The organism is Clostridium paraputrificum (assembly GCF_900447045.1).
GTDB lineage: Bacteria > Bacillota > Clostridia > Clostridiales > Clostridiaceae > Clostridium > Clostridium paraputrificum.
On the sequence record NZ_UAWH01000014.1, the window covers coordinates 1,326,867 to 1,340,031 of the forward strand.

Annotated in this window: 16 protein-coding genes and 1 tRNA gene; 9 read left to right on the forward strand and 8 right to left on the reverse strand. The window is 29.3% G+C overall.

What is annotated here, in order from left to right:
* Positions 1-17: 17 nt before the first annotated feature.
* Positions 18-1,904 carry a hypothetical protein gene (locus DR024_RS11250; RefSeq protein WP_027097600.1) on the forward strand — a complete coding sequence of 629 codons (1,887 nt, stop codon included), beginning with the start codon at positions 18-20 and terminating at the stop codon, positions 1,902-1,904.
* Between the two features lie 51 nt (positions 1,905-1,955).
* On the opposite strand, the gene DR024_RS11255 is transcribed toward DR024_RS11250, so the two are convergent.
* Positions 1,956-2,204 (reverse strand): TIGR03905 family TSCPD domain-containing protein, encoded by a 249-nt coding sequence (locus DR024_RS11255; RefSeq protein WP_111918804.1) that lies wholly within the window; start codon positions 2,202-2,204, stop codon positions 1,956-1,958.
* Between the two features lie 154 nt (positions 2,205-2,358).
* On the opposite strand from DR024_RS11255, the gene DR024_RS11260 reads away from it, so the two are divergent.
* Positions 2,359-3,240 (forward strand): YncE family protein, encoded by an 882-nt coding sequence (locus tag DR024_RS11260; RefSeq protein WP_027097602.1) that lies wholly within the window; start codon positions 2,359-2,361, stop codon positions 3,238-3,240.
* Here the strand turns inward: DR024_RS11260 and DR024_RS11265 are convergent.
* Positions 3,233-3,766 (reverse strand): DUF4364 family protein, encoded by a 534-nt coding sequence (locus DR024_RS11265; protein ID WP_027097603.1) that lies wholly within the window; start codon positions 3,764-3,766, stop codon positions 3,233-3,235. The genes DR024_RS11260 and DR024_RS11265 overlap by 8 nt on opposite strands.
* A gap of 100 nt (positions 3,767-3,866) precedes the next feature.
* On the opposite strand from DR024_RS11265, the gene pdaB reads away from it, so the two are divergent.
* Positions 3,867-4,625, forward strand: coding sequence for a polysaccharide deacetylase family sporulation protein PdaB (gene pdaB, locus DR024_RS11270; protein ID WP_055254612.1), 759 nt, complete (start codon positions 3,867-3,869; stop codon positions 4,623-4,625).
* A gap of 107 nt (positions 4,626-4,732) precedes the next feature.
* Positions 4,733-5,389, forward strand: coding sequence for a single-stranded DNA-binding protein (locus DR024_RS11275; protein WP_027097605.1), 657 nt, complete (start codon positions 4,733-4,735; stop codon positions 5,387-5,389).
* Between the two features lie 118 nt (positions 5,390-5,507).
* Here the strand turns inward: DR024_RS11275 and dapD are convergent, their stop codons facing one another.
* Positions 5,508-6,218, reverse strand: a complete 711-nt coding sequence (gene dapD / locus DR024_RS11280; protein WP_027097606.1) for a 2,3,4,5-tetrahydropyridine-2,6-dicarboxylate N-acetyltransferase — start codon at positions 6,216-6,218, stop codon at positions 5,508-5,510.
* Between the two features lie 116 nt (positions 6,219-6,334).
* Between dapD and DR024_RS11285 the strand changes: the two genes are divergently transcribed.
* On the forward strand, positions 6,335-6,850 hold the full coding sequence (locus DR024_RS11285; RefSeq protein WP_034865915.1) for a cob(I)yrinic acid a,c-diamide adenosyltransferase: 516 nt from the start codon (positions 6,335-6,337) through the stop codon (positions 6,848-6,850).
* A gap of 111 nt (positions 6,851-6,961) precedes the next feature.
* Here the strand turns inward: DR024_RS11285 and DR024_RS17750 are convergent, their stop codons facing one another.
* The 4 genes from DR024_RS17750 to DR024_RS11300 form a co-directional block, all read right to left on the reverse strand.
* A complete protein-coding gene (locus tag DR024_RS17750) occupies positions 6,962-7,117 on the reverse strand; it encodes a hypothetical protein (protein WP_165438808.1) in 156 nt (51 codons plus the stop codon).
* A gap of 145 nt (positions 7,118-7,262) precedes the next feature.
* Entirely contained in the window at positions 7,263-8,018 is a 756-nt protein-coding gene (dapB, locus tag DR024_RS11290; RefSeq protein ID WP_027097608.1) for a 4-hydroxy-tetrahydrodipicolinate reductase, read from the reverse strand.
* An 11-nt stretch (positions 8,019-8,029) separates the two neighbouring features.
* A complete protein-coding gene (dapA, locus tag DR024_RS11295; protein WP_111918806.1) occupies positions 8,030-8,908 on the reverse strand; it encodes a 4-hydroxy-tetrahydrodipicolinate synthase in 879 nt (292 codons plus the stop codon).
* A 16-nt stretch (positions 8,909-8,924) separates the two neighbouring features.
* A complete protein-coding gene (locus tag DR024_RS11300; RefSeq protein ID WP_111918808.1) occupies positions 8,925-9,914 on the reverse strand; it encodes an aspartate-semialdehyde dehydrogenase in 990 nt (329 codons plus the stop codon).
* A gap of 177 nt (positions 9,915-10,091) precedes the next feature.
* Between DR024_RS11300 and DR024_RS11305 the strand changes: the two genes are divergently transcribed.
* The 3 genes from DR024_RS11305 (at position 10,092) to hslO (ending at position 12,048) form a co-directional block, all read left to right on the forward strand.
* Entirely contained in the window at positions 10,092-10,343 is a 252-nt protein-coding gene (locus DR024_RS11305; protein WP_027097611.1) for an alpha/beta-type small acid-soluble spore protein, read from the forward strand.
* A gap of 66 nt (positions 10,344-10,409) precedes the next feature.
* On the forward strand, positions 10,410-11,159 hold the full coding sequence (locus tag DR024_RS11310; protein WP_027097612.1) for a class I SAM-dependent DNA methyltransferase: 750 nt from the start codon (positions 10,410-10,412) through the stop codon (positions 11,157-11,159).
* Position 11,160: 1 nt separating this feature from the next.
* A complete protein-coding gene (hslO, locus tag DR024_RS11315) occupies positions 11,161-12,048 on the forward strand; it encodes an Hsp33 family molecular chaperone HslO (RefSeq protein ID WP_111918810.1) in 888 nt (295 codons plus the stop codon).
* Between the two features lie 158 nt (positions 12,049-12,206).
* Here hslO and DR024_RS11320 read toward each other — a convergent pair.
* Positions 12,207-12,281, reverse strand: a tRNA-Cys gene (locus DR024_RS11320).
* Positions 12,282-12,396: 115 nt separating this feature from the next.
* On the opposite strand from DR024_RS11320, the gene DR024_RS11325 reads away from it, so the two are divergent.
* Positions 12,397-13,014, forward strand: a complete 618-nt coding sequence (locus tag DR024_RS11325) for an HD domain-containing protein (protein WP_034865917.1) — start codon at positions 12,397-12,399, stop codon at positions 13,012-13,014.
* The last annotated feature ends 151 nt before the right edge of the window (positions 13,015-13,165 follow it).

Here is a 13,165-nt window from a genome sequence, read left to right on the forward strand (position 1 = left end):
TAGAGGGTGGGGATTTTATGACCTGTGAAGAAAAGGATATATGCTACAAGGACTTAAAAACATTTTATGAGGAAAATAAGGGCCAGGTATACACAAACCAAAACTTTGAAGAAGCAGGAAAAGATGAGATAAACTCAATTTTTATGGGTAATGATTTACCTACCTTTGATATGATTGGAAATTCAAAAAGGTTATTAAGAATTATTGACTTAATAATTGAAGATGAATCTAATATTAGTGAAGCAATATCTTTCATAGAAGAACATCCTTTAATAAAGTATTATGGGGAGTTTATAGAATTAATTAATGGAAGAATTGAATCTAATATTATTAACAAAAGGGATATAATAAAGGTTGGAAGATTAATGGCTTTTAAAGGTAACTCAAAAGAAGAAATAAAGCTTGGATTAACTCTTTTGTTTTTTGATGAAATTGAAGAAATAAAGGAAAAGCTTTTAGTTTTAGCTTTATATAATGAGTATTCTTTTTATGTTGCTAAATTATTTTTAAAGTTAAAGGGTTCTGATGAGATATTATTTGATTTAGCTAAAGTATCTCAGGCAGCAGGAAGGGTGATTTATGCAAATTATATAGATGTACTTAATAAAGATATGAAAGAGTGGATGGTCTGTGAAGGCTGGAAAGGGGAATATTTCAAGAATTTTCTTTGGAATACCACTATAATTAAGGTGGGGTATGATTACTTTCTAAATAATGACAATATTAATGAGAAGACTTTTAAAGCTTTTGGAGAAGTAGTAAGCAATATATTTGTATACTATAATTATGAAAAGTTATCTATATTTAAAAGGTTAGTAAAAAGATATATTGATTTATTTGAGAAGTATGATAAAGATGTTAAAAGTTGTTTAACCTTAGGAAATGTGTATAGATATATAGTTGATGAATCAGTCATGGAAGATGAATATTATAAAAAAACTCAAAAGCTCTATTTAAAAATAGATTGGACAAGAGTATTTAATGATGCTATAAAAGATGAAACTGTTGATTCACCATTATTATTTCAATTAGCTGTTGAAATGGATGAAGATTTAACTGTAGAGGAGTTAAATATGCTCTTAAAAAGGAATCCTAGAGATTATGTTTGGTATAAGTATATAGAAATGTTAAATGAAACATCATACTCCGATCTATTAATAAGTACAGTTAAGAAATCTCTAAATTTAAAGGAAATATTTATAGGTCCAAAGGATTTGTCAAAGGAAGTTTATGTTGAGGATAGTAGTGATTATTCATTACTTTTAATAGCTTTAGAGTCACTAACAAGAGAGAGCATAATTAAAAATCAAGATTTCCTTGTAGAATGCTTAAATGCTGATTTAATAGATATAAGATTATCAGCAATTGAAAAGCTATGGTCTATAGAAGATCGATGGACAAGAAAAACCCTATCTTCACTTGAGGAGGCAATTAAAAATGAAGTTGTTGATTGGATAAGAAAAAAAATAATTTTCATTATATATGAAAATAACAATAATTTTATAATTACTGATATTAACAATCCAGAAGAGGAGATTGATGGGGAAGATATATTTTTAACTAATATAATTATACCTACAGTTACTGTCAACAAGCTTAAATATAACAATGAGCTAGTAAAAGAAGGAGATGTATTGACTCTTTTAAATGGTCTAGATGGTTATAAAGAGGATAGAATATTTATTACTACTAGCTTTGGGTTAGTTATTGGAGAGTTAAGCAGTAGGGAAGGAGAAATTATTAGAAATCTTATTATGGCAGGAGAAAGAATTGCAGGTAAGATTGAGAAATATGATGATAATATAGATTTTATGTATATAAGTCTATATAAAAAGGGAGATTACTTAATTAAAGAGTTAAGTAATATAATAAATGAAAAATTCAAATTTCTTATAGAAGATTAAAAATTCAAGTATTTAAACAGCCCCTTGTCAAGTAGACAAGGGGCTTTCTTTCTATTTATTTTCTTTCCACTCTTTAAGAGCTTTAGCAAGTTGGTCTGGGCAAGAAGTACCTTTCCCTCTGCAGTCTATACCTTGTAATTTATTTATTGCATCGTCAATATTCATGCCTTCTACTAATCTAGATATACCTTGAAGGTTACCTTCACAACCTCTTAAGAAGTTAACCTCTTTAATAATATCATTTTCTATTGAAAAAGTAATTTCTGTAGAACATGTCCCCTTTGTCTTGTATGAATACATGAACATACCTCCCTGTAATTTTATTTATAACAAATTATATTATATATGGTAAGGGCGTAGAAATAAAGGAAAAAATATGGTGAAAGTTGTCCCATTAGAGATAAAGACACATATATTATAAGTACAATAAGGTTTCCTAAAGGGGTTGTTTTTAATGAATTCTATAGCAATTTGCAATACATCCAGTGATAATTTAAGCTTAATAGATATAGAGAGTTATTCAGTAGATCATATCCCCTTAGATTTAGGAGAAAAACCTGTTGGACCTCATGGTATAGAGTATGAAAATAATACTATAATCACATCAAATAATTATAGCAATAGCATATCTTTAATAGATATGCATTCAAAGAAAGAGGTAAACAATCTATATGTTGGAGCACATCCTAATGATGTTAAGCTTTATGAAAATAAGGCTTATATTGCCTGTGGAGAAAGTAATTCATTATTAGTAATGGATATGGCAAGTAAGAAAATAGCATTTGATATAAAACTTGAATCATATCCCCATAGCATTGCATTAGATAAAGATAAGGGAATAATGTACATTAGTAATATGGATGGACACTCTGTATCTATTATAGATTGTTTGAATAATAAGGTGATTGGAAGAATTAAAGCACCAGAGTATCCAACAAAGATTTTACTATCTAAGGATGAAAAAAAGATTTACCTATGTGAAAGTTATTTAGGTTATGACATTGAAGGTTATATAGATATAATTTCTACAGAAAATTATAAAAGTATTGGAAGAATAAAGGTAGGTATTACACCAGTTGATATGTATGAATATGGAGAAGAATTATATGTATCTAATTTTACTGAAGGATCTATTAGTGTTGTAGATATAAAAAGATTAAGAGAGACTAGAAAAATATACGTAGGTGGAATGCCAAGAGGAATTATAAAACAAAAAGATTATATATATATAGGAGATTATATGGGGGGAAAATTAAGAATTATAGACTTTAGTGAACAAAAGGTAAAGACCATACCTATAGGTAATGAACCTAACGGTATGATCCTTATTAATTAGTTTCTTCAAATAAAATATTAATTATTTTATTATAAATTTCAGAAGGGTTTTCTTGCCACTTACTACAAAGCAAGGAAGCTTGTTTTTTAGTAGGAACAGATACTTTTAAATCAATTAAAGGTAATTTATCCTCGATTGCTGTTAGTTCTACTAAGAAGTTATCATTTTTAGCTAAAGTGTAATCACTTTGAATAGTTAATTCTTTTTTTATTAACTCTATTTTTTCGTTAATATAATTGTTTATTATAGATATTTTTGAAGGGGAAATTCTGTCCTTAAAAAAGGATAGAACATTTTCTCCTTTTTTTGTTAGTACTATTAACTTTTTTTCATTTATGTCTTCATATCTTATGAACTCGCTAGAATCAAGTTCACTTATATATTGTTGAAGTGTAAAGTAGTTAATAAGATTGTTTTCCAGCACTATTTCTGTAAGCTGAGTATTTGATATAGGCCTGTTTAATTCTTTTAAAATATGTAAAAGTAATAGCTTATTTTCAGCTAATTCTGCTGTATTTTCAAACATAATAAAACCTCCATCTCCACTGAAAGTATAGATTTATTATATCATAAATTATTATTAAGTGAATATAAATTTAGAGATAGAAATGATAGGGGTAAGAAGTTTGGAGTGGAAAAAGGTTAGAATTGGTTTATCCTTGTTACTAATAGTTATTTTAATAGGTGGATCTTTTTTGCTTAATGGAAAGACTAAAAGTACTTTTGGGGAAGTGGCAGAAGTACCAATTTATTCAGTAGATAAGGAAGAAAAAGAAATAGCACTAACTTTCGATATCAATTGGGCGGAAAATGATTACATTTATAGCATATTAGATACATTGGATAAATATAATGTAAAGGGAACATTCTTCGTAATGGGGGGATGGGTAAATTATAGTGATGAAAATGTGGAAAAGTTAAAGAAGATTAACGAGAGGGGGCATGAGATAGGGAATCATAGTTATAAGCACCCTATCTTTAGCAAGATAGGAGAAGAAAGAATTAAAGAGGAACTTAGAAAAACAGATGAGGTTGTTGAAAAATACACAGGAAAAAAGCCAATGGTTTTTAGATTTCCAAGTGGAGATTATAATGCACAATCATATAGGACTGTAACATCTTTAGGATATAAATGTATTCAATGGGATGCAGATTCTGTAGATTGGAAGGAACAAGGTGAAGAAGTAGAATATAACAAAGTCATGAAGAAGGTAAAAGCAGGATCTATTCTTTTATATCACAATAATGCAAAATATACTCCAAATAATTTGAATAGGATAATACCTGAACTACAAAAGCAAGGGTATAAATTTGTCACTGTAGGAGAATTAATTTATAAAGAAGATGCTTATGTTGACAAAGATGGAGTACAACATAGAAAATAATTCTATTTAATATTGAAAATGGAATGTGGAATGTATTATAATGGAAATAGGTGCTTGTGGGATCTTCTTTATTTACAATTTTATTACTAAGGGAGAGAGGGGTTACAATGGATAATTTAATGTTAAATAACAAAATCTATCTTGAAGGTAAGATAGTATCTGAGCTAGAATTCAGTCATGAAATGTATGGGGAAGGGTTCTATAGTTTTAATTTGGAGGTTATGAGACTTAGTGATTCAGTAGACATGTTAAATATTACTGTATCAGAAAGACTTTTAACTGGGATAGATATTACTATAGGAAAAGATATAATTGTTGAAGGTCAACTAAGATCCTACAATAAATTTATGGATGGTACTAATAAATTAATATTAACTGTTTTTGCTAGAAATATAGAGCCTTGTATAGAAAGAAGTAAGAATCCAAATGAAATTTTCTTAGATGGATATATATGCAAGGAACCTGTATATAGAACAACACCATTTGGAAGAGAAATAGCTGATGTTTTATTAGCTGTAAATAGAGCTTACAATAAGTCAGATTATATTCCAACTATAGCTTGGGGAAGAAATTCTAGATTTTGTCAAACTTTAAGTGTTGGTGACAATATTAGGGTGTGGGGAAGATTACAAAGTAGAGAATATCAAAAGAAGATAACAGAAACAGAAGCAATAAAGAAAATAGCATATGAAGTTTCTATTTCTAAGATGGAGAAGGTAAGTAAAGAAGAAAGTGCTTCACAAGATGAAGAAGGAGCAGTGTAAATTAAGATTTTAACATATTTAGATAAATATAAGAAAAACCACAAGAAAATTATAAAGTAAGATATAAAGCAGTCTATGAAAGACTGCTTTTTTAATGTATATGAAAATATAATATGTATCACTTTCTTAAATCATCAAGTAACTTAGTTTTATATCTTGTTTGTTCATCAACATTTTTTATAATCTTAGCAGGAGAACCAGCTACAACAACACCTTCTGGAACATCAGTTGTAACTACTGAACCAGCTGCTACAACGGACCCAGAGCCTATCTTTACTCCTTCTAAAATAACTGAATTGGCTCCAATCATTACATCATCCTCTATAACACAAGGAGACATACTAGGTGGTTCTAAGACACCAGCAATAATTGCACCTGCACCTACATGAACCCTTTTGCCAATCTTTCCACGTGCTCCAATAACTGAGTTCATATCTATCATAGAGGCTTCTCCTATTTCAGCACCTATATTTATAACAGCACCCATCATTATAACAGCATTTCTGCCTATCTTAACCTTGCTTCTAATTATAGCGCCAGGTTCAATTCTTGCATCTTGTTCTAGTAAGTTCAGCATAGGTACTGCAGAATTTCTTCTATCATTTTCTATTCTAAAATGTTTAATTATATCTTTGTTATCAAGAATTATATTAGTAATTATATTTGACTCTCCAAATAATATATAAAAATTATTAAATCCATACCATTCAGTTTGTTCAAGGTCCACCTTAGAAAGGTCACCATTAACATATACTTGTACAGGTGTGGATTTTTTTGATTGTTTGATAAATCTGGCTAATTCGTAGGGATCAGTAAAATTATATTCCATATTTAAGCTCCTAAAATTACTCTTAGTATTATAATTATGATTAAGAGTAGTAATATTTGCAGAAATTATAAAATTTTTTGGTTATAATATATATGAATTAGAAATGAGGTGGATGTATGATACAAATATATACAGGTAATGGAAAAGGGAAAACAACTGCTTCTATAGGCCAAGGAGTTAGAGCAGCTGGTAGAGGATTTAAGGTATATATGGTGCAATTTCTTAAGGGTACCCCTACAGGAGAGTTAGAGTCTTTAAGGAAAATAGATAACTTTAAAGTTTTTAGATTTGAAGAGAAAAGGGATTTTGTTTGGAATTTAAATGCAGAAGAAATTGAAGAACTAAAAAAAGAAGTTATTAAAGCATATAATTTTATTTTAGAAGTTGTGGAAAATAAAGAATGTGATCTTTTAATAATGGATGAAATTATGGGAGTATTAAAGAATGGTTTTTTATCAGTAGAAGATATTGTAGAAATAATTAATAGAAATAACCATGATATAGAAATTATTATGACAGGAAGAGATGTGCCTAAGGAACTGGCAGATAGGGCAGATTTAATTACAGAGATGAAAATGGTAAAACATTATTATGAAAAAGGTGTACCTGCTAGAGAGGGAATAGAGTATTAAAAAAACATGTGGCTAGTAATAGTCACATGTTTTTCTATGTCAAAAATGCGTAAGGAGATATATTCAATATCACAAGGATATCTTTTGTAAAAAACAAAGAAAATATACTTGCTAATTTATATGATCGCTTTGGAAGCCTTCTCTTTTTACGGAATGTTTCTTTCGAGTTCTATTATTATTCTTTCCTTCTTCACTAGTTATTGGAGTTTGGTAGTTACATTTCTCCATTCTAGCGTGTTTATTATCAGGTTGGCTATCTTTTGTCAAGTTAATCACTCCTTGTTACTTTTATCTACTAATTTAGTATGTATAACTAATATTACTCTTATACCGTGAAATTTAATAATTATTAAAAATATAAAAGAAGCTATTATAGATAGAAATTTTCTACCTATAATAGCTTAATTTACTGTTATTTATTTTCTATAACATTTTCCATATTATATAAGCCTGCCTCAGTTACTTTGCTCATATATTGGCAAGCCTTTAAAGCGCCAACAGCAAAAACTTCTCTAGAGATTGCTTTGTGAGTTAATTCTATAACTTCGCCAGTTCCAACAAAAATTACATCATGATCCCCAACAATGGAGCCACCTCTAACAGCATGTATACCTATTTCATTATCTTTTCTCTTTGAATTTCCTTCTCTTCCATAAATATATTCTGTTTCATATGGAATAGAATCTTTTATTGTATCTGCTAGTAGAATAGCTGTTCCACTAGGAGCATCTACTTTTTGGTTATGATGTTTTTCTATAATTTCAATATCATAGTTTTCATATAATAATGGAACTACCTTCTTTAATAGAGAATTTATTAGATTAATTCCAAGAGACATATTAGCTGATTTAAATAATGGAAGAGTTTTACTCTTTTCATTTATTAAATCTAAATCTTCTTTAGAATATCCAGTTGAGCATAAAACTAAAGGTTTTTTAGTTTTTTCTGTTAACTCAAGAAGATTTGATAAAGCATCAGCTCTTGAAAAATCTAAAAGTACATCATAATCTATATTTACATCATGAACATTCTTGAAAATAGGAAAGCTAGTTTCAGAAGGAAATTTATCTATTCCAGCTACAATTTCAATATCATCGAAATTTTTAGCAGATTCAATAACCATTTTTCCCATTTTTCCTGAGCATCCATTTAAAATTACTTTTGTCATATGGTCACTCCCTAAAGTAAATTATATTCTTTTAATGTGTCCTTTAATTTCATTAAGTTACTATCACTCATTTCATAAAGTGGTAGTCTTAAAGGACCAACATCCTTACCTATTAAATTTAAGGCAGTTTTAATAGGAATAGGATTTGTTTCTATAAATAAGGTGCTAGATAGTTTTAGATTTTCTAATTGAAGGTCTAAAGCTTTTTTTACATCTCCATTTAAATAAGACTTTATCATGGTGTGCACAGCATTAGGAATAATATTGGCTAGCACTGATATAACTCCCTTGCCACCTAAAGATAATATAGGTATAGCTTGGTCATCATTTCCTGAATAAATATCTATTTTATCACCACATAAAGCTTTCATTTGTACTACTTGACCAATATTCCCACTAGCTTCTTTAATAGCAACTACATTTGAAAGGGTAGATAGTTCCTTTAAGTTTTCAGGAGTAATGTTAACTCCAGTTCTACTAGGAACATTATATAAAATAATTGGTGTATTTACAGAATTATTTATTGCCTCAAAATGTTTTATTAAACCTCTTGAATTTGTCTTATTATAATAAGGTGTAATTACTAAAAGTCCGTCTACACCAGCACTTTCAGCATATTTACTCATTTCTATAGATGATAGAGTGTTATTTGAACCTGTACCTGCTATAACTGGGATTCTTTTATTTACAACATCAACGGTAAATTTTATTGTAAGTTTTTTTTCTTCCTCACTCATAGTTGTAGCTTCACCGGTTGTTCCACAAATAATAATGGCATCAGTACCTTCTTTGATGTGCCACTCTAATAATTCTTTAAGCTTTTTATAATTTACTCCATTATCATTAAAAGGAGTAACTATAGCAACACCAGAACCTTCAAAAATTGACATTAGAAATCCTCCAATCTTACTTTTTATCGATCATAAGCTCTGCAATTTGAATTGCATTTAATGCAGCACCCTTTCTAATGTTATCAGCAACCACCCATAAATTTAAACCGTTGTCCACACTAAAGTCTCTTCTAATTCTTCCTACATAGATATCATCTTTTCCTGTTACAAATAAAGGTGTAGGGTACTTCAATTCTTTAGTATTATCATATACAACTACGCCTTCAGTGTTGCTTAATAAGTTAACTATATCATCTAATTCAAATTCATTTTGAAGTTCTAAGTTGATGCTTTCACTATGAGAATTTAAAACAGCAACTCTAGCAGTTGTAGCAGTTATTTTTAATGTGTCATCATGAAGAATTTTTCTTGTTTCATTAATCATCTTCATTTCTTCCTTAGTGTATCCATTTTCTTCGAATACATCAATGTGTGGTAATACATTACCTGTTATTGGATAAGGGAATTTCTTAGGTTCAATTCCTTTATAACCATCCTCTAAGTCTTTTATTCCTTGAATTCCAGCCCCTGATACCGCTTGGTAAGTTGAATATACAATTCTCTTGATTCCATACTTCTTATGAATAGCGTTTAGTACAGGCATAGCTTGAATAGTAGAACAATTTGGATTCGCTATTATTCCATTATTCCACTTTATATCTTCAGGATTAACTTCAGGTACTACTAGTGGTACCTTTGGGTCCATTCTCCAAGCACTACTATTATCAATAGCAACAGCACCGATTTTAGCAAACTTAGGTGCAAACTCTAAACTTACACCTCCCCCTGCTGAAAATAAAGCAAAATCAATTTTCTTATTTACTATATTTTCATCGCAAGTCTCCTCAACAATGAAGTCCTTTCCTTTAAATTGTAATGTTGTACCTGCGGATCTTTTAGATGCGAAAAGATACAAATTCTTTACTGGAAAATCTCTTTGCTCCAATATTTCTAAAAATTTTCTACCTACATTTCCAGTAGCCCCAACAATTGCAACGTTATACAAAAGTATCCCTCCTAAATATTATTAATATAATTTCTTATATACAATTAATATAGTTAAAGTATTGGGAAATATCAATAGTATTGGTAAAAATAATACCAATTTCTTATATTTACAAGAGGGAATAAATATAAGCTATGGGGGAATAATAAGGTTGAAATTTAAGAGGGAGTGAAAGTTTTGAGTAAGACACCATTAAAAAAAGTGATAAAAGCAAAATTAAAAGGAAATAAAGAATTAACACCTGAAGAGGAGTTAAGAGAAAAAATAAAATACGAAATAGCAGAGGAACTTGGATTAAAGGATAAGGTGGATGCCTTTGGTTGGGGTGGACTAACAGCAGAAGAAACTGGTAGAATTGGAGGAATTATGACAAAAAGAAAAAAAGATCTTCATATACCTACCAATAATGAAATTCTTGGTAGAAAATAAATTGACTTAATGAAGGAATAGCTTTAATATATTTGTAGTAATTATAAAACTACTGGGGGAAAAGTTATGGCCTATGGCGAATTTGCAAAGATTTATGATGAGTTAATAAATGAAGATATTAACTATGATTCAATGGTAGTAAGATTGAAAGAAATAATTGATAAATATCAAAGTAATCCAGTTGATTATTTAGATTTAGCCTGTGGAACAGGTAATATTGGCGTAAGAATGGCTAAATATTTTAAGTCTACATATGCAGTTGATTTATCTGAAGATATGTTAAGAGAGGCTTTTGATAAATTTAAAGCTGAGAGGATTAAAGCTAAAATTATATGTCAAGATATGAGAGAGCTTTCCTTAAATCATAAATTTGATGTGATAACATGTGTATTAGATTCAACTAATTATCTTATAGAAGATGGCGATTTAGAAAAATACTTCACAGGAGTATATGAACATCTTAAAGATGGAGGATTATTTATTTTTGATATCAATTCTTTTTATAAATTAACCAATATTTTAGGAAACAATATTTACACATACAGTTCTGAGGATGTTTTTTATACATGGGAAAATACAATTGAAGATAATGTTGTAAATATGTTTTTAACTTTTTTTGTTAAAGAGAAAAATGAACTTTATGAAAGATTTGAAGAAGAGCATTTTGAGAGAGCTTATGAAGAAAGTGAAATTGAAGAAGTTTTAAATCAAGTAGGATTTACTTTGTTAGGTAAATTTGATGGATACAATATAGATGAAGTACAACAAGAAAGTGAAAGAATTTTATATGTTGTAGGAAAGAATATGGAGGTATAGTATGAAAGATAAAATTATAAGAGCAACTGCTAAGGATGGTATGGTTAGAATACTTGGTGGTATCACAACTAATATGGTTAATGATGGAACTAGCGTTCATGAATGTACACCTTTAGCATCTGCAGCATTAGGTAGAATGTTAACGGCAGCAGCTTTAATGGGAAGAACATTAAAATCAGATGATGAAGTTGTAACTATAAAGATAAATGGCGGAGGAATAGCTAAGGGAGTAACAGTTACAGGATATCAAAATGCATCAGTTAAAGGATTTATAGGTAATCCATATATAAAATTGCCGCTAAATGCTAAGGGTAAATTAGATGTAGGTGGAGCAATAGGTAAGGATGGCTTATTATATGTAATAAAGGACTTAGGGTTAAAAGAACCATATGTAGGTCAAGTTCCAATACAAACTGGAGAAATCGCTGAAGATTTAACATATTATTTTACTGTTTCTGAGCAAACTCCTTCAGCAGTATCTTTAGGGGTGCTTGTAGATAAGGACTATTCAATAAAAGCTGCAGGTGGATTTGTAATTCAAATGATGCCAGGTGCAGATCCATTATTAGCAGATTTATTAATGTATAGATTAGAAGAGGTACCTTCAATAACAACAATGATAAGTGAAGGTAAAACAATTGAAGAAATATTAGAGTTCATTTTTGATGGAATGGATTTAAAGATATTAGATGAAGTTGAACCTAAGTATGTTTGTGATTGTTCAAGAGAAAGAATAGAAAAGGCCCTAATTAGTATAGGTGAAAAAGATTTAAGAGAAATATATGAAGATGGTAAAGAAGAAGAAGTTGTTTGTCACTTCTGTAATAGAAAATATAAGTTTACTAATGAAGATATAAAAGATTTATTAGAAAAAGCTACGAATAAATAAGGAACCTTATTTTCTATTGCCAGGACTATATTCTATATTCAAAAAAATATAAGTTCTTAAGTTTTTAAAAACTTAAGAACTTAAGAAGCTATAGTAAAAATGCCATGGTTAAAAAAACTGCTACAGAATAACAATATTTTGTAGCAGTCTTTTTTTTATGGAGGCGCCGCCCAGATTTGAACTGGGGAATAAAGGTTTTGCAGACCTCTGCCTTACCACTTGGCTACAGCGCCAAAGCTTATATTAATAATGTATACATTAACCTTAGATTTGATACTACTTTTATAAAGATTGATTTATAATAAAGTGGACAAAAGGAAATACTAGTTGTAATAGGAGGTGATACTTGTGAAATTACAAGAGAAATTTAATGAAATTGAAAAACATTTATTAGAAGATGAGAAGCCTTCCATATATTTAAATGAATTAAAAACTTCAGGAGAACTATCTGTTGAACCTTTTAAGTGGTTAATAAGTCTAGAAAAAATAGAACAATCACCTAAACATCATCCAGAAGGAGATGTATGGATTCATACTATGATGGTTGTTGATAAAGGGAGTTCTTATAGAGAGTATGTAGAAGATAAAAAGGTCTTTATGTGGGCGTTATTATTGCATGACTTAGGGAAGAGAAGTACAACTAAGCTAAGAAAAGGAAGATGGACTTCATATGATCATGATAAGGTTGGAAGAAAAGATTCCTATGATTTTTTAAGTTATTTTAAATTGGATGAAGAATTTAAAAGTAAGGTTTCTATATTGGTGAGATATCACATGCATTTGTTATTTATAATGAATAAATTGCCTTATGGAGATATAAAGGGAATGAAAAAAGAAGCTAATCTACATGATTTATCATATGTATTTTTAAGTGATAGGTTAGGTAGAGGAGGAATGGATAAAGAAGAGATAGAGAAGGTAGAAAAGGAAGTAGAGTCATTTAGAAATAAGTTTTTGAAACAATAAAAAATGTGGAATGGATATTTATTTTTGCTTGTTCCGTTGCAAACTCCAAGTCACAGAAAAATAAATATCTATTCCCTTAGTATTTAAGGTAAGGAAACTATAAAATTATTATTCTTGATTTTATAGTTTTTTAATATGAAAATGTAACAAT